Origin of the sequence: Ilumatobacter coccineus YM16-304 (assembly GCF_000348785.1) — a bacterium.
Lineage (GTDB): Bacteria > Actinomycetota > Acidimicrobiia > Acidimicrobiales > Ilumatobacteraceae > Ilumatobacter_A > Ilumatobacter_A coccineus.
This window is the reverse complement of the sequence record NC_020520.1, coordinates 979,408-994,936: the sequence shown is the minus strand read 5'-3', so window position 1 is coordinate 994,936 and position 15,529 is coordinate 979,408. Positions and strand designations below refer to the sequence as shown.

Sequence of the window (15,529 nt, the reverse complement as noted above, 5' to 3'; positions counted from 1 at the left end):
CCTGTAGTGTCCCACGCCCACGGCGCTCGAAACGTCAGGCTTCGAGCAAAGGAAGCCGAAGATTCGGCGTGGCGCCGACGTCGAGCGGTGTCGGCCCGTCGGAACGGAGACGGTGCCAGCCGGCGGCAGCGATCATCGCCGCGTTGTCGGTGCACATCTCGCGGCTCGGCAGGAACCCTTGGATCCCGTCGGTTTCGCACGCGCCGAGGAGTTCTTCTCGCAGGAGCGAGTTCGCGGCGACGCCGCCACCGAGCACGATGCCGGTCGCGCCCACCTGCTTCGCCGCCTTGCGGGCCTTGTGCACGAGCACGTCGACGACCGCCATCTGGAACGACGCGGCCACGTCGGCGTCACCGACATCGGGATGCTTGCGCACGTAGTTCATCACCGCGGTCTTGAGCCCCGAGAACGAGAAGTCCAGCCCGTCGTCTTTCATCGCCCGCGGGAACGGGATCGCGTCGGGGTCGCCGAGCATGGCCGCCCGGTCGATCGCCGGGCCGCCCGGGTAGCCGAGTTCGAGGAACCGGGCCACCTTGTCGAACGCTTCACCGGCCGCGTCGTCGATGGTCTGGCCGAGCAGCACGTACTGCCCGTGCCCGCGCATCTCGATCAGCATCGTGTGGCCACCCGACACGAGCATGACGACGAGTGGGAACTCGAGCGTGGGATCTTCGAGCGAGGCGGCGTACAGGTGCGCCTCCATGTGGTTGACGCCGATGAACGGCTTGTCCCACGCCAGGGCCAGCGACTTGGCCGCCGACACACCGACGAGCAGTGCACCCACGAGGCCGGGGCCGACGGTGCAGGCCACGGCGTCGATGCGCGACTCGTCGACACCACCTTCGACGATGGCCCGAGCCACGACGGGGTTGAGCACGTCGAGGTGCGCGCGTGACGCGATCTCGGGCACCACGCCACCGAACTCTGCGTGCAGGTCGATCTGCGTCGAGACGACGTTCGACACGACGTCGTTGCCGCCGAGCACGAGCGCCGCAGCGGTCTCGTCGCAGCTGGTCTCGATGCCGAGCACCAAGGTCGATTCGTCGACGACGAGGTCGTGGTCGCTCATGACGAGCCCTCCCTCACCGCGTCGAGGCGGGCGCGGTACTCGTCGGTTCCGATGTCGTGACACCACATGACGATCGCGTCCTCACTGTTCTCGTAGTAGCGCTGTCGGATGCCGGCCGGTGCGAACCCGAACTTGCGGTAGAGCGCCTGCGCCCCGGTGCTCGACACGCGGACCTCGAGCGTCCAGGCGTTGCAGCCGCGGCGGATCGCCTCGTCGGCCAACACCAACATCAGTTGCGTCGCCACCCCGGTCCGACGGGCATCGGGATGCACCGCGACGTTGGTGACGTGCGCCTCGTCGGCGGTGAACCAGAGCCCGCCGTGTCCGACGATGCGGCCGTCGAGGCGGGCGACGACGTAGTGCCGGGTGCCCGCCTTCATCTGCTCGATCTCGCTCTGGAAGACACCGGCCGACCAGGGCTTGGGGTAGGCGCTCCGCTCGATCTCGAACACGCCGGCCTTGAGGTCGCGCTTGCGCATCTTCTCGATGACGAGGCCCTCGCCGTCGGCGGGGCGGTCGTCGCGGCGCAGCATGCGCTCGATCACGCTCATCCGCGACTCGCCCTCGTCGCCCAGTTGATGACGGCGTCGGGTGCTCGGAGGTACATCGGTTCGATCTCGCGAGCGTTGACCCAGTCTTCGCGCAGCGCACGGGCGTGGGCGAGCTGCACCAGTGGTGACGCCGACGGATGGTCGTCGCCGCCCACCTCGCAGTGGTAGCCCTCGATGATCTCGTCGCGATACCGACGCGCACCGTCGCCGACGCACAACACGTCTTGATTGCGGGCCATCAGGTCGGCGACGAGCTCGTCGACGGGGCCGACCGCCGGATCGGCGATCTGCTGGATGCCGCCCGGCACCTGCCGGTACATGGCGTAGAAGACCTCGCCCTTGCGTGCGTCGATCACCGGCACCACGACCTTGTCGGCGTGACGGCTGGAGAAGGCCAGCAGGTCGAGCGAGGAGATGCCGATCATCGGGATGCGCAGCGCCTGTGCGATCGCCTTGCCCGACGCGAGGCCGACGCGCATGCCGGTGAACAGTCCCGGGCCGATGTCGACGGCGACCACGCTGATCTCGTCGAGTTCGATTCCGGCCTGCTGGCAGGTGAACTGGATCGCCGGGACGAGCGTCTCGGCGTGGCGACGGCCCTTGGTGATCTCGAAGAGTCCGATCACACCTTCGTGCCCGCCGATCGCGACGCTCACCCGCTCGGTAGCGGTTTCGATTCCGAGGATCAGCATCGATAGGGCTCCAGGTGGTCGGTCAGGCGGTCCCAGCGACCGGCCCAGGTCGGGCCGACTCCGGCGACCTCGATGCGCCGCCGCCCGTCGAGGCTCAGCAACGCGGCGTCGTCATCGTCATCGTCGTCGAGGTCTTGTTCGAGGTACACGACGAGGTGATCGCCGAACGTGTTGTCGACCACGTCGCCCCATTCGACCAGCACGATGCCGCTGAACTCGGCGAGTTCGACGAGCGCGAGGTCGGCGACCTCGGCGGTGCGTTCGAGGCGGTAGAGGTCGGCGTGGTGCAGCGTGAGCTTGCCGGCACGCGGGCCGGTCTCGATGTCGTAGCTGTGTACGAGCGTGAAGGTGGGCGAGGTGATCGGGTCGGTCACGCCGAGCGCTCGCCCGAAGCCCTGTGCGAACGCGGTCTTGCCGGCGCCCATCTCCCCCGCGAGGACGATGATGTCGCCGGGGCGCGACAGCGACGCGATGGCTGCTGCCACGGCGTGGGTGTCGGCGATCGAGGCCGATCGGAGCTCGAGGGTCATCAGTTGTCGATGCTACGGCGCGGAACTCTCGGGATGCGCTCGGAAATCCCGCACACGATCTCGTAGCCGATCGTGCCGAGTCGCCGAGCCCAGTCCTCGGCGCGGATGGTCTCGCCGCCCTGCTCGCCGATCAGCGTCACGTCGTCGCCGACGCGAACGTCGTGATCACCGCAGTCGACCATCAGTTGGTCCATGGTGACGACGCCGACGATCGGACAGCGTCGTCCGGCGATGAGGACCTCGCCGCCGACCTCCGACAGACGCCGCGGGACCCCGTCGGCATAGCCGAGCGGCACGGTGGCCACCGTGGTGTCACGGCTGAACGTGTGCTTCAACCCGTACGAGATCGCACTCCCCGACCGGACCTGTTTGACGAACGACACGCGAGACCGCAGCTCCATCGCGGGGCGCAGATCGGAGCAGAGATCGTCGAGCGCGTCGCTCGGCGCGATGCCGTACATCGCGATGCCGACGCGCACCATCGACTGGCGAGCCGCCGGGTGGGCGAGCGCGCCCGCGGAGTTGGCGATGTGCACGAGCGGAACCGGCGGGAGCTGTTCGAGCACCTTCGCGAACTTGCTCAATTGTCGATCGGTGAACTCGACCGAGGCCGGGCTCGGGTCGTCGGCGACCGCGAGGTGCGTGAACACACCGGCGAGACGGACGGCCGGCGCCCGCTGGGCGATCGCCGCGGCCATCGATGCGGCGGCATGCGGATGGGTGCCGACGCGCTGCATGCCGGTGTCGACGAGCAGGTGGACCGGCAGTCCCGACGGAGCTTCGCGCGCCAACGCTTCGAGGAACTCGCGACGGTACACCGACGGAGTGAGGCGGTATTCGATGATCGCCGACGCCAACTCCGGTGGTTGTTCGCTCAGCAGCAGGATCGGCGCATCGACCCCGGCGCGACGCAGGTCGATCCCCTCCTGTACGAGTGCGACGCAGAGCCCTTCGGCTCCCGCCTCGATCGCGGCGCGGGCCACGTCGACCGAACCATGTCCGTAGCCGTTCGCCTTGACCACGGCCCACACAGCCGAGGGAGCGACGCGTTCGCGAATGGTGCGGATGTTGTGGCGCACGGCGTCGAGATCGATCTCGGCCCAGGCCCAACGCAGATCGCCTCTCATCGGATGGCTCCGATCGCTGCGGGGATCGCGTCGACGATGTCGCTCGCGAGCAGGCCGTCGGCGGGTGTGCGATTGGCGGCATCGGCGTGCAGCCACGCCGACGCCGCTGCGGCCTTGTCGGCATCGAGACCCATCGCCAGCGCCGAACCGATCATGCCGGCGAGCACGTCGCCGCTACCGGCCGTGGCGAGGCGTTGATCGCCGTTCGTGACGAACCACACGTGCCCGCCGAGCGGGTCGGCCTCGGCCTCGGGCGGTGACGCGACGATCGTCGTCTGTCCTTTGAGCAGCAGGGTGCATCCGAGGTCGGCTGCCGCGGCGCGCACCGACGCGACCCGGTCGGCGCCGGGCGGCGAGCCCGTGAGCACGCCGAACTCGCCGTCGTGCGGAGTGAGCACCGTGGCGAGTTCTCGGTCGCGGAGCAGCGGCGCCGGGCCCTCGGCGCTCCACGCGCTCGCGAACAGGCCGTCGCCGTCGATCACCACGGGCACCGTCGCGTCGGAGATGCAGGCGCGAGTCGCCATCAGCACCTCGTCGGCGCGACCGAGTCCGGGCCCGATCACGAGCGCGCCGAATCGATGGATGTCGACGAGGGCGTCGGCGCTGAAGTCGTCGGCGGCCACATGGCGCTGGACGATCTCGGGCGGCGTCGCCACGGTGACGCCGGGGGCCGACAGCGACACCAGGCTCCCACCGGCGCGTGCTGCCGCGGTCGATGCGAGCACGGCAGCACCGGGCATCTCGGGGCTGCCACCGATCACCTTCACGGCGCCGTTCCACTTGTGCGCGTCGATCGCTCGCGTCGGCCACCACTCGGCGACGTCGTCGACCGTCACCTGGTGCTGCGACGCGCCCGACACGTCGAGGCCGATGTCGGCGACGTCGATGTGGCCGGCGAGACGTGCACCGTCTCCCAACAGCAGGCCGGGCTTGAGCGCCTGGAACGTGATGGTTCGGTCGGCGGGCAGCACGCCGGCACCGGCCTCACCGGTCAGCGCGTCGACGCCGCTGGGGATGTCGACCGCGAGCACGAGTGCATCGCCGACCTCTGGAGCGATCCACTCGCCACGAAAACCGGTGCCGTAGGCGGCGTCGATCACGAGATCACTGCGGCGCAGGACCGGTGGACGCATCGCCGCATCGATCACCCGCACCTTGACGCCACGGGCTTCGAGGCGGCGGGCCGCCACGCGCCCGTCGGCGCCGTTGTTGCCCTTGCCGACCACGACGTTGACCACCCGGCCATACGTGCCGCCGAGCAGGTCGATTGCCGCCGCGGCCACCGCACGACCCGCGCGCTCGATGAGCACGTCGAGTGGCTCGGGAGCCGATGCGTCGATCGCCGCCATCTCGACGGGGGTGACGACAGGAATCATGCCGTCAGCTTGGCATCAACCAGCGAGAGAATCACGCAGCTCGCGCTTGAGAAACTTGCCACTCGCGTTTCGTGGCAGCGGTTCGTTCAGGATCCACACGCGCTCGGGGATCTTGAACTTCGCCAGCTTCTCGCTGAGGAACTCGGTGAGACCGTCCTGGTCGAGCGTGTGCCCGTCGACCAGCACGATCGCCACGCCGACGATCTCGCCGAGGCGGTCGTCGGGAACGCCGAACACCGCGGCTTCGGCGACCGCGTCGTGCTCGTAGATCGCGGCCTCGACCTCGCTGCAGTACACGTTCTCGCCGCCGCGCAGCACCATGTCTTTCGCACGGTCGACGATGAACACGAACTGGTCGTCGTCGATCTCGGCGATGTCGCCGGTCCGGAACCAACCGTCTTGGATGGCGTCGGCGGTCGCCTCTTCACGGTTGAGGTAGCCCTTGATGACGACGGCGCCGCGCACGCACAGCTCACCGCGAGCGCCCGGGCCCGACACCTCGTTGCCGGCGTCGTCGATCAGCTTGTAGTCGAGGCACGGCACGACCCGGCCACACGACGCCGGCTTCGACACGTACAGCGAACCCGAGTTGGCGGTGACGATGCCGTGCGTTTCGGTGAGCCCGTATCCGGTGCTCGCCCCACCCTTGAGGTTCTTGTCGATCTTGTCGACGAGGTCGGGTTGCAGCGGCGCACCGCCGCCACCGAGACCGGCGAGCGTCGACGTGTCGCGCGTCTCCCAGTCGGGATGCAGCAGCATCTCGCGGCTCATGGTCGGCACGCCGGAGAAGTTGGTGACGCCTTCCCGCTCGATCAGCTCGATCGCACGCGCAGCATCCCACTTGTACATCAGGACCAGCTTGGCGCCGCTCAACGTGGCCGGGTGGAGCAGGCAGTTGTTCGCGGTGACGTGGAAGAGCGGTGTCGGCGCCATGAACGCGAGCTGCTTCGCTTCGCCGTCGGGCGTGAGGTCGGGGGCCTTCGACGGCACCCCGGCCTTGGCGGCGGCTGCGGCGCTCACCGCGGCCATGAACCCGAGGTCCATCAGGTTGTGCACCGAACCGCGGTGCGTGAGCTGCGCGCCCTTCGGGAACCCGGTGGTGCCGGAGGTGTAGAAGATGCAGGCGTCGTCGTCGGGGTCGATCGTGGCGTCGGGCAGCGTGGCCGGAGCGGCGCTCGGATCGATCACGTCGTTCCAGCGAGCTGCGTCGTCGGGCAGGTCACCGTCGTAGCGCACGCTGATCAGGTGCAGCGGCGCCCCGCCGTCGCCGTTGCGAAGGTCGTCGAGAATCGGCAGCACGCGTTCGACCCGCTCGTCGTCGGCGATGAGCACCTTGGGCCGCGAGTCGGCGAGCCCGTACTTCATCTCGTCGGAGGTCCACCACGCGTTCATCCCGACGCACGCAGCGCCGATCGACACGATCGCCCAGTACGACAGCACCCACTCGGGATAGTTGCGCATGGCCACGGCGACGCGGTCGCCCGACCCCACGCCGTGCACGTCGACGAGATGGTGCGCCAGTGCTTTGACGCGAGCGTCGGCCTCGGCATACGTGAGCCGCTCGTCTTCGAAGACGATGTAGTCCTTGTCGCCGTGCAGCGCAGCGAGTTCCCACACGAACCGCATCGACGGTGGTGCCGCATCGAACACACGGATCGGCACACCGCGCACCTCGATCTCGCTCATCGCGAACTGCGCTCCCGGAGCCGTCAGTTCATCCCACGCCGCTGCGTACTCTTCGATCATGCCGACATGATCGCAGCGATCGGGTTCGCACACCGAATCCACGTCGCTCTTCCCCGATTCGGCGAAGTTCAAACTCAAGTCTTTCTCAAGACTTTGACAAGACATGCCGATCAAGGGGCATGAGCAATCGGAGCAGGAACCGGATTGCTGGCCCTGGCGATCGACCGGGCCGGCTCAATCGAAGCCGCTGGGCCGCGATCGGTGCGGCGGTGGCCGTGTCGCTCGGCGCAGGCGGCCTGGGACTCGTCAACGCGGCAGACCAGCCGGCCTCGACGGTCAACCCCATCGTGCCGTGTCGATTGATCGACACTCGAGCAAATCAGTCGGTCGGACCGCGCACGACGCCGATCGGACCTGGGGAGACCATCGTCTTCGAGGTCTTCGGCGACAACGGCAACTGCTCCATCCCCTCGACCGCGACCGCCATCGACGTGAACATCGCGGCGATCGGCGCGACCGCGCAGTCGTACATCACGATGTATCCGGCAGATGCTGCGAGCCGTCCGACGATCTCGCAGCTGAACCCGAGCCCCGGTCAGGCCGTGAGCGGCAACAGCACCGGTGTGACGCTGTCGACCAGTGGTGAGTTCGCCATGTTCAACGCTGCCGGCACGACCAACGTCACCGTCGACGTGCTCGCGTACTACACCGAGTCGAGCGGCTCGGGTGGCGCGACGGGACCCCAGGGTCCTGCTGGACCGGTCGGTCCGGCCGGGCCGGAGGGTCCTGCTGGACCGGCGGGACCCGCAGGGCCTGCCAGCTCGCCGGGCGCCGATGGCGCACCCGGACCACAAGGTGAGCAGGGACCCGCTGGACCCGCAGGCGCTGACGGACTCGACGGCGCACCCGGACCGCAAGGCGAACAGGGCCCAGCCGGACCACAAGGTGAACAAGGCGAACAGGGACCTCAGGGCGAACAAGGACCCGCCGGACCCGCAGGCGCCAACGGACTCGACGGCGCACCCGGACCACAAGGTGAACAAGGACCCCAAGGCGAAACCGGACTGACCGGACCGACCGGACCCATGGGACCCGACGGCCTCGCCGGACCCGCAGGACCACAAGGACCACAGGGCGAACAAGGTGAACAGGGCGAACAAGGACCCGCTGGACCCGCAGGCGCCGACGGCGCACCCGGACCGCAGGGAGAACAGGGCGAACAAGGACCGCAAGGTGAACAAGGACCCCAAGGCGAAACCGGACTGACCGGACCGACCGGACCCATGGGACCCGACGGCCTCGCCGGACCCGCAGGACCACAAGGACCACAGGGCGAACAAGGTGAACAGGGCGAACAAGGACCCGCTGGACCCGCAGGCGCCGACGGCGCACCCGGACCGCAGGGAGAACAGGGCGAACAAGGACCGCAAGGTGAACAGGGACCCCAGGGCGAAACCGGACTGACCGGGCCGACCGGACCCATGGGGCCCGACGGCCTCGCCGGACCCGCAGGTCCCGTCGGACCCGCAGGACCGCAAGGACCACAGGGCGAACAGGGCGAACAGGGCCCAGCCGGACCCGCAGGCGCTGACGGCGCTGACGGCGCACCCGGACCACAGGGTGAGCAAGGACCTGCTGGGCCACAGGGCGAACAAGGACCGCAAGGCGAACAGGGACCCCAAGGTGAAACCGGACTGACCGGGCCGACCGGACCCATGGGACCCGACGGCCTCGCCGGACCCGCAGGACCCGTCGGACCCGCAGGACCCCAAGGACCACAGGGCGAACAGGGCGAACAGGGCCCAGCCGGACCCGCAGGCGCTGACGGCGCTGACGGCGCACCCGGACCACAGGGTGAGCAAGGACCTGCTGGGCCACAGGGCGAACAAGGACCGCAAGGCGAACAGGGACCCCAAGGTGAAACCGGACTGACCGGGCCGACCGGACCCATGGGACCCGACGGCCTCGCCGGACCCGCAGGACCCGTCGGACCCGCAGGACCCCAAGGACCACAGGGCGAACAGGGCGAACAGGGCCCAGCCGGACCCGCAGGCGCTGACGGCGCTGACGGCGCACCCGGACCACAGGGTGAGCAAGGGCCTGCTGGACCACAGGGAGAACAAGGCGAGACCGGCTTGACCGGGCCGACCGGACCCATGGGACCCGACGGACCCGCAGGTCCCGTCGGGCCCGCAGGACCCCAAGGACCACAGGGCGAACAAGGCGAACAGGGTGAACAAGGACCCGCTGGACCCGCAGGGGCTGACGGCGTCGACGGCGCACCCGGACCGCAAGGTGAGCAAGGGCCTGCTGGACCCGCAGGGGCTGACGGCGTCGATGGTGCGCCTGGGCCGCAGGGACCTGCTGGGCCGATGGGGCCTGCTGGGCCGGTGGGTGGCGTGAGTGGCGTCTCGTTCGAGTCAGGTACGCCGTCGAGCACCGGAAGCGGGAGCAAGACGGTCACGGCAAGCTGTCCGAGCGGGAAGCTCGCGGTTGCCGGCGGTCATCTCATCGAGATGCTGAGCGGCGGTGGCAGCGAGCCACCGTTCATCCTCGAGAGCCGGCTGACGGCACCCGACACGTGGACGATCGCCACCCGCGCCGGCGTCATCACCAGCAACTATCGAGTCACGGCCTACGCGGTCTGCATCGACGGCTGATCGTCGGAGACGTCAGCCTTCGGCGACGACGTACGCTCCGGCGGTCGTCGCCGAGTGCGTCAACGACAGGTGCCAGCGGGCAACGCCCGCCTCGGCCGCCAGGTCGAGGGCGCGCCCGACGACCATGAGCGATGGCGTACCGGACTCGGCACGTTCGACCCACACGTCGTGGAACCCGAACGCGCCGAGTCCGAGGCCGAGCGACTTCATCACGGCCTCGCGCGCCGCGAAACGTGCGGCGAGCGAGGGTGCCGGGTCGATCTGTGGCTCGGTGTACGCGAGTTCCGACTCGGTGAAGAGCCGGGTGCGCATCGACGGCGTTCGTTCGAGCGACCGGCGGAACCGGTCGATGTCGACCAGGTCGATGCCGATGCCGACGATCATCGATTCGATTCTCTCCAGTGATCGGCCGTCGCCGAGATCGGACCGATGAGCAACTCCTCGACCGAGATCGTGCCGAGGAGCGACTCGTCGAACGCCCCCTCGGTCTCGTTGACCCAGTCGACGAGACGGTCGTAGCGCGTGTCGTACCCCTGCAGCACACCGCGCATCACGTCGGCCGGAAGCGTGTCGTGGAAGGCGACGTGCAGCAGCACCAGGCCCGTGGTCTCGCCACTCTTCACCTCGGGAACGAAGATGAGCAGGCGCCCGTCACTGCGTCCGGCGGCGACCAGCACCTCTTGCTCGGACGCGACACGGTGCTTGGTGCCACGGAGGACACCGACGCCTTCGACACGGCTCGGCAGATCTCGTGAAATGCCGCCCCGGTCGATCACGTTGATCGCGTCGCCATCGATGTCGTAGCGGGTGAAACCGCGCACGCCGGCCACCGCCGGGTCGAGGTCGGCGAGCACCTTGAGCGAGCGGTAGCTGAGCACGTCACGGCCGGCACCGGCCTCCAAGACCGCCTGTACGAGCGGACGGTCGATGATGCCCTCGTCGCTGCGAGAGATGCCCACCGTCACGGTCTTCGCCTGGTGCTTGATCGTGTCGACCGGCCGGGTGAGTTCTTCGATCGCCGCGGTCAACGCGGCGACGAGGTCGTCGACGAACGACGACGGGGTGACGACCTTGCCCGACGACCGCTGGTACGACTCGAGGGGACGGTCGGACAGCAGGTCACGGAAGATGCCGCTCAACCGCACCGCCGTGGACGCTTCGAGGTGGCCGTCGAACAGATTCGATCGCAGTCCGTCGTCGAAGCGGTCGGCGGCGTGAGCGAGATCGCGACGCAACCGGCCCAGCGCGGCGTCGCCCGACAGCCCGTCGCCGACGACGCGTTCGATCTCCTCGCGGGCGTGCCGCAACGGGTGCGCGGAGGCGTCGATGGCGAGGGCTGCCTCGTAGCCGAACAGGTGGCCGACCATCGCCGACAGGACGAAGCCCAGCGTCGGGTCGACCTGCGGCACCTCGATGACGGCTGCCGCGTTGTAGCGCGTCTCGCCCTCGGTCGCGAAGACGATCGGCGTCGCCTTGTGCGCCTTGAAGATCGCCACCTCCTTCGCCACGTCGTCGGCCGTCGAGCCTTCGAGACCTGCGGCGCAGACCAGGATCAGCGGTTCGGAACTGAGGTCGATGTGCTTCTTGTCTTCGGTCGAGTCGCAGGCCATCGACTTGTAACAGAGCTCGCTGAGCTTGATCCGAACCTCTTCGGCGGCGACCTTGTTCGGCCCGTTGCCGACCACGGCCCAGTAGCGCTTCGGCGGCGCGAGGCGGCGGGCGGCGTCGGCGACGACGTCTCGGCGAGCGAGGGTCGTGCGCATCGCGTCGGGCATCGCCCGGAGCGATCCGAGGAGCTGCGTCCGGCGGCGGATGTCGCCACCGTCGTCGCCCGCTGCGGCCTCGGCGATCGCACACGAGAGCAGCGCCCCGGCGGCAACCTGGGCGTAGAACGCCTTCGTGGAGGCGACGCTCATCTCCACGTCACGACCGTCGGAGGTGAACATCACGCCGTCGGCCTTGTCGGTGAGATCGGAGCCGCGGCGGTTGACGATGCCGATGACCATGCCGCCACGACTGCGGATCAGGTCGACGGTTCGGTTGGTGTCGGTCGTCGTGCCCGATTGGCTCACCGCGATGGCGAGCGTGTCGCTCATGTCGAGCCGGAGGTGAAACCCCGAGAGTTCGGTGGCGGTGATCGCGTCGACGTCGAGGCTGCTGTCGGTCAACTCGTCGAGGATGGCCGCGGTGCTCTGCCCGGCGACCGCCGCCGTGCCCTGGCCGATGACCCGGATGCGGGTGATCGTGCCGTCGGCCAGCTTCTCGGCGATGGTCTGCGGCAACGCGCGGGCGCCGACCACGGCGCGCAGGTTGCCGTCGCCGGTCGCCGCGATCTTGCCGCGGAGCGTCTTCGCGAAACTGTCGGGCGCCTCGGAGATCTCCTTGAGGAGGAAGTGCGGGGCGTCGCCGCGGTCGATGTCGCGGGTGGTCACCTCGGCGGAGCTGACGTCGTCGTCGATGACGGGCCGCGGTGATCCGTCGTACGAGAAGCGGCTCACACCGCCGACTTCGCCGGCGAGCGAAGCGTCGAGCGCCACGATCTCGCCACCGTGTTCGCCGTCCATGCGCACGTAGCGAGAGGTCTCCTCGACCACGCCGTACGGCTCGGAGGCCACGACATAGCAGTCGTCGCCGAGACCGATGTACAGACCCTGACCGCTGCCGCGCAGTGCGAGCAGCAGGGTCGACGGGTGGTCGGCGGCCATCACGCCGATCGCCACCGAACCCTCGAACGTCGCCACGGTGCGACGGAACGCGTCGACGAGTTCGACGCCGTCGGCGAGGTGATGCGCCGTGATGGTGGGGATCACCTTGGCGTCGGTGGTGATCTGACCGGGGATCGAGAGGCTGTGTTCGATGCGGAGGTCGCCGTGGTTGTCGACGTCGCCGTTCAACGCGCCGACGACGTACGGGCAGGCGTCGCCGCCCGACCGCTCCGACTCCTCGGAGTTCAGCGGGTGCGTGTTGGGTTCGGAGATGATGCCGACGCTGGCCCAACGGGTGTGGCCGAGCAACGTCGCCTGAGCATCCGGTGACGAGACCGCTCGCCGGAACAGTTGGTCTCGGGCCAGTGCGGCACGCAACGCGGCGGTGTTGTCGCCGAGTTCGCCGATCTCGGCTGCCTTCTTGTACACGAACGACAGCACCGGCCCCTCGGGCGTGTCGGTCGCTACGACCGAGCCCGATTCGAACAGCGGGTCGTGACCCCGCTCGGCGAGCAGTGTGGCCAGTGCGTCGGGAGCGATGTCGTGGTTGCGGACGTAGAGGTGGATACCGGCGGAGTCGCGTCCGCGCACTTCGAGGCGATCGAGTGCCGAGAATGCCTGCTGCGCGACGAGGTACGCGGCGAGCGCCGACCGGTTGGCGTCACGCCCGGCGAGCGCCTCGACTTCCCTGACCGTGCGGAATCGATCGTTGCGCACCGCCCACAGCGCATCCTTCAGGTCGATCAGTTCGGCGTTGGCGGTCTCGAGCGCATCGCCGACGAGGCCGGCGTCGTTCTGGTCGAGTTCGGCCTCACGCTCGGCGGCGAACGCGTCGAGTCGGTCGAGGCGCGACGTGAGCGACGCCACGATGTCGACGAGCCCCGTGAGCGCCAACACGCCGGGCAGGCCGTGCAACGCTGCGTCGACCGTACGGACCGCGGAGGTCATCGCCGGGAGGTCGGGCTGCACCTCGAGCGCAGCGTCGAGCCCTCCGACGAGGTTCTCAGCCGAAGGGACCGGGCGGGTTGGAGGCCGACCGACGACCGCGATGATTCCACACATGGCTGTCCACGCTATCGACCTCCGCCGCCCGGCTCAGGTCAGCGGTTCACAGCCGGGAATGATCTGCTCGATGGGCAGGAACTCCTCGTGCGGAAACACCGGTCGGCTCACCCATCGATCGACGCGCTCATCGCTGAACACGCATGTCGCATCGGTCTCGCTCGTCGTGATCCACCGGGCGGGCGTCCACTCCGTGACCGATACGTCGTCGACTGCGTCACGGAGCGTCGACTCGAATCCGGCCAACGCATCGGGGTCGGCGCACAGGTCGGCGCGGCGCTCGATCGCAGCGCCCGGCATCGTCAGCGTCAGGTAGGTCGGAGCGCTGTCGGTACACGACTGGACCGGCGCGGTGGTCGGACTCGTCGGCACCTCGAAGAGCCCCGCTGCCAACGCCCGGCGTAGGAGGTCTTGGACCTGCAGTTCGTCGAACTCTCCGGTCACGAGTTCGACGTCGTCGTCCCCACGTTCTTCGGCAACGAACGTCCGGTCGCCGTAGAGGGCGAACTCGATCCGTCCGACCGGTCCGTAGAACGGCCGATGGCGCTGTTCCAAGACGATCACCGTGTCAGTGGCACCCTGCGGCCGGTCGAGGCGAGTCGGCAACGTCGTCGTCACCACCACCGTCGCGTCGGGCACCGTCGGCTCGGCGGCTTCGCCACCCGACGTGCAGGCGCCCAGCACGAGCAGACCAGCGGTCAGGAACTGCCTCATGGACATTCGACGTCCGGCGCAGGCCTCGGGTTCCCGAGTCAGGCGAATCGGTTGCGGGCGATGGCGGCGAGGTCGTCGGCGGCGGATCGGGCGTCGGACGCGGTGGCGGCTTCGACCATGACCCGGATGAGTGGCTCGGTACCACTGGCGCGCACGAGCACACGGCCCGTCTCGCCCAAGGAGTGCTCGACGCGAGCGATGTCGTCGGCGAGGAGTTCGGCGACGTCGGGCACCTTCTCACCGACCTTCACGTTGACCAACACCTGCGGCAGCGAGGTCATCGCCGCCGCGGCGATCTCGGCGAGCGGTCGACCGGTGCGCTTCACGATGTCGAGCAGCGCGATCGCGCTCAGGAGCCCGTCACCGGTCGTCGCATGGTCGGCGAAGATGATGTGACCGCTCTGCTCCCCGCCGAGCGAGTAGCCGCCGTCGGCGAGCGCTTCGAGCACGTACCGGTCGCCGACACCGGTCTCGACCACTTCGATGCCGGCCTGCTGCATGGCCAACCGGAATCCGAGGTTGGTCATGACGGTCACGACGACGGTGTCGTGCGCGAGGCGCCCACGCGCTCGGAGATCGTCGGCGCAGATCGCGATGACATGGTCGCCGTCGACCACCTCGCCGCGATGATCGACCGCGATCAGACGATCGGCATCACCGTCGAGTGCGATGCCCACGTCGGCGCCGTGCTGCAAGACGGCGGCGGCAACCGTTTCGGGGTGGGTGGCGCCGCAGTCGGCGTTGATGTTGCGACCATCGGGCTCGTCGGCGATGACGATCACACCGGCACCCGCAGCACGCAACACGTCGGCAGCGAGACCGACGGCCGCGCCGTTCGCCGTGTCGAGCACGACCTTGAGGCCCGTGAGATCGCGTCCCTCGAGCAGCGAGAGCACGTGGTCGCTGTACGCGCCGACGTCGGACGCTGCGACGACCGAACCGGCCGCGGTCGACCGCGCATCCGACGGCGATTCGAGCTCGGCTTCGATCTCGGCCTGCACGTCGTCGGGCAGCTTCGTGCCTCCCGCGGCGAACAACTTGATCCCGTTGTCGTGGAACGGATTGTGCGACGCCGAGACCACGGCGCCGATCGCACCGAGTCGCTGCGCCTCGAACGCAACCGTCGGCGTCGGAACGACGCCCAACCGGATCACGTCGAGCCCCGACTCGACGAAACCGTCGGTCAGGGCGTCGGCGAAGTCGTCGGTCGACTCACGCGTGTCGCCTCCGATCACGACGGTCGAGGCGCCATCCGCCCCCAGAACGCGAGACGCCGCACGCGCGAGGCGTGCGGCGAACTCGATCGTCAATTCTTCGTACGCGACGCCACGAACACCATCGGTGCCGAACTTCATCG

Annotated in this window: 15 protein-coding genes; 3 read left to right on the top strand and 12 right to left on the bottom strand. The window is 68.9% G+C overall.

All coding sequences use genetic code 11. The features are described 5' to 3' along the window. Positions 1-34 precede the first annotated feature (34 nt). From tsaD to YM304_RS25365, 8 genes are all read right to left on the bottom strand, one after another. A complete protein-coding gene (gene tsaD / locus YM304_RS04500) occupies positions 35-1,069 on the bottom strand; it encodes a tRNA (adenosine(37)-N6)-threonylcarbamoyltransferase complex transferase subunit TsaD (protein ID WP_015440457.1) in 1,035 nt (344 codons plus the stop codon). Continuing rightward, entirely contained in the window at positions 1,066-1,620 is a 555-nt protein-coding gene (rimI, locus tag YM304_RS04495; protein WP_015440456.1) for a ribosomal protein S18-alanine N-acetyltransferase, read from the bottom strand. Before rimI ends, tsaD begins: the two co-directional genes overlap by 4 nt. Beyond that, complete coding sequence (gene tsaB / locus YM304_RS04490) at positions 1,617-2,312, bottom strand: tRNA (adenosine(37)-N6)-threonylcarbamoyltransferase complex dimerization subunit type 1 TsaB (RefSeq protein WP_015440455.1); 696 nt, start codon at positions 2,310-2,312, stop codon at positions 1,617-1,619. Before tsaB ends, rimI begins: the two co-directional genes overlap by 4 nt. Continuing rightward, positions 2,306-2,842 (bottom strand): tRNA (adenosine(37)-N6)-threonylcarbamoyltransferase complex ATPase subunit type 1 TsaE, encoded by a 537-nt coding sequence (gene tsaE, locus YM304_RS04485; RefSeq protein ID WP_015440454.1) that lies wholly within the window; start codon positions 2,840-2,842, stop codon positions 2,306-2,308. Before tsaE ends, tsaB begins: the two co-directional genes overlap by 7 nt. Continuing rightward, entirely contained in the window at positions 2,842-3,969 is a 1,128-nt protein-coding gene (gene alr / locus YM304_RS04480; RefSeq protein WP_015440453.1) for an alanine racemase, read from the bottom strand. Before alr ends, tsaE begins: the two co-directional genes overlap by 1 nt. After that, positions 3,966-5,345, bottom strand: coding sequence for an NAD(P)H-hydrate dehydratase (locus YM304_RS04475; RefSeq protein ID WP_015440452.1), 1,380 nt, complete (start codon positions 5,343-5,345; stop codon positions 3,966-3,968). Before YM304_RS04475 ends, alr begins: the two co-directional genes overlap by 4 nt. 15 nt (positions 5,346-5,360) lie before the next feature. Then, a complete protein-coding gene (locus YM304_RS04470) occupies positions 5,361-7,091 on the bottom strand; it encodes a class I adenylate-forming enzyme family protein (protein WP_015440451.1) in 1,731 nt (576 codons plus the stop codon). A 319-nt stretch (positions 7,092-7,410) separates the two neighbouring features. Further along, a complete protein-coding gene (locus YM304_RS25365) occupies positions 7,411-7,566 on the bottom strand; it encodes a hypothetical protein (protein ID WP_197536927.1) in 156 nt (51 codons plus the stop codon). Between the two features lie 299 nt (positions 7,567-7,865). Here YM304_RS25365 and YM304_RS25360 point away from each other — a divergent pair, with 299 nt between their 5' ends. The 3 genes from YM304_RS25360 (at position 7,866) to YM304_RS25520 (ending at position 9,691) form a co-directional block, all read left to right on the top strand. Then, positions 7,866-8,099, top strand: a complete 234-nt coding sequence (locus tag YM304_RS25360) for a hypothetical protein (protein ID WP_197536926.1) — start codon at positions 7,866-7,868, stop codon at positions 8,097-8,099. Positions 8,100-9,263: 1,164 nt separating this feature from the next. Beyond that, positions 9,264-9,434, top strand: a complete 171-nt coding sequence (locus tag YM304_RS25525; RefSeq protein WP_231897626.1) for a hypothetical protein — start codon at positions 9,264-9,266, stop codon at positions 9,432-9,434. Further along, on the top strand, positions 9,431-9,691 hold the full coding sequence (locus YM304_RS25520) for a hypothetical protein (RefSeq protein ID WP_231897625.1): 261 nt from the start codon (positions 9,431-9,433) through the stop codon (positions 9,689-9,691). Before YM304_RS25525 ends, YM304_RS25520 begins: the two co-directional genes overlap by 4 nt. 12 nt (positions 9,692-9,703) lie before the next feature. Here the strand turns inward: YM304_RS25520 and YM304_RS04450 are convergent, their stop codons facing one another. From YM304_RS04450 to glmM, 4 genes are read right to left on the bottom strand one after another with little or no spacing between them, the layout of a single operon-like run. Beyond that, complete coding sequence (locus YM304_RS04450; protein WP_015440446.1) at positions 9,704-10,075, bottom strand: holo-ACP synthase; 372 nt, start codon at positions 10,073-10,075, stop codon at positions 9,704-9,706. Continuing rightward, the gene (locus tag YM304_RS04445; RefSeq protein WP_015440445.1) at positions 10,072-13,458 is read right to left on the bottom strand and encodes an SIS domain-containing protein; all 3,387 of its coding nucleotides are present in this window, start codon (positions 13,456-13,458) and stop codon (positions 10,072-10,074) included. Before YM304_RS04445 ends, YM304_RS04450 begins: the two co-directional genes overlap by 4 nt. A gap of 33 nt (positions 13,459-13,491) precedes the next feature. Then, positions 13,492-14,172: a hypothetical protein gene (locus tag YM304_RS04440; protein WP_041298004.1), complete on the bottom strand. Its 681-nt coding sequence runs from the start codon at positions 14,170-14,172 to the stop codon at positions 13,492-13,494. Between the two features lie 38 nt (positions 14,173-14,210). After that, positions 14,211-15,527 carry a phosphoglucosamine mutase gene (glmM, locus tag YM304_RS04435; protein ID WP_015440443.1) on the bottom strand — a complete coding sequence of 439 codons (1,317 nt, stop codon included), beginning with the start codon at positions 15,525-15,527 and terminating at the stop codon, positions 14,211-14,213. Positions 15,528-15,529: the final 2 nt, after the last annotated feature.

Coding starts and splice junctions, on each gene's coding strand:
- tsaD (WP_015440457.1), bottom strand. CDS start 1,069: ATGAGCGACCACGACCTCGTCGTCGACGAATCGACCTTGGTGCTCGGC.
- rimI (WP_015440456.1), bottom strand. CDS start 1,620: ATGAGCGTGATCGAGCGCATGCTGCGCCGCGACGACCGCCCCGCCGAC.
- tsaB (WP_015440455.1), bottom strand. CDS start 2,312: ATGCTGATCCTCGGAATCGAAACCGCTACCGAGCGGGTGAGCGTCGCG.
- tsaE (WP_015440454.1), bottom strand. CDS start 2,842: ATGACCCTCGAGCTCCGATCGGCCTCGATCGCCGACACCCACGCCGTG.
- alr (WP_015440453.1), bottom strand. CDS start 3,969: ATGAGAGGCGATCTGCGTTGGGCCTGGGCCGAGATCGATCTCGACGCC.
- YM304_RS04475 (WP_015440452.1), bottom strand. CDS start 5,345: ATGATTCCTGTCGTCACCCCCGTCGAGATGGCGGCGATCGACGCATCG.
- YM304_RS04470 (WP_015440451.1), bottom strand. CDS start 7,091: ATGATCGAAGAGTACGCAGCGGCGTGGGATGAACTGACGGCTCCGGGA.
- YM304_RS25360 (WP_197536926.1), top strand. CDS start 7,866: ATGGCGCACCCGGACCACAAGGTGAGCAGGGACCCGCTGGACCCGCAG.
- YM304_RS04450 (WP_015440446.1), bottom strand. CDS start 10,075: ATGATCGTCGGCATCGGCATCGACCTGGTCGACATCGACCGGTTCCGC.
- YM304_RS04445 (WP_015440445.1), bottom strand. CDS start 13,458: ATGTGTGGAATCATCGCGGTCGTCGGTCGGCCTCCAACCCGCCCGGTC.
- YM304_RS04440 (WP_041298004.1), bottom strand. CDS start 14,172: ATGAGGCAGTTCCTGACCGCTGGTCTGCTCGTGCTGGGCGCCTGCACG.
- glmM (WP_015440443.1), bottom strand. CDS start 15,527: ATGAAGTTCGGCACCGATGGTGTTCGTGGCGTCGCGTACGAAGAATTG.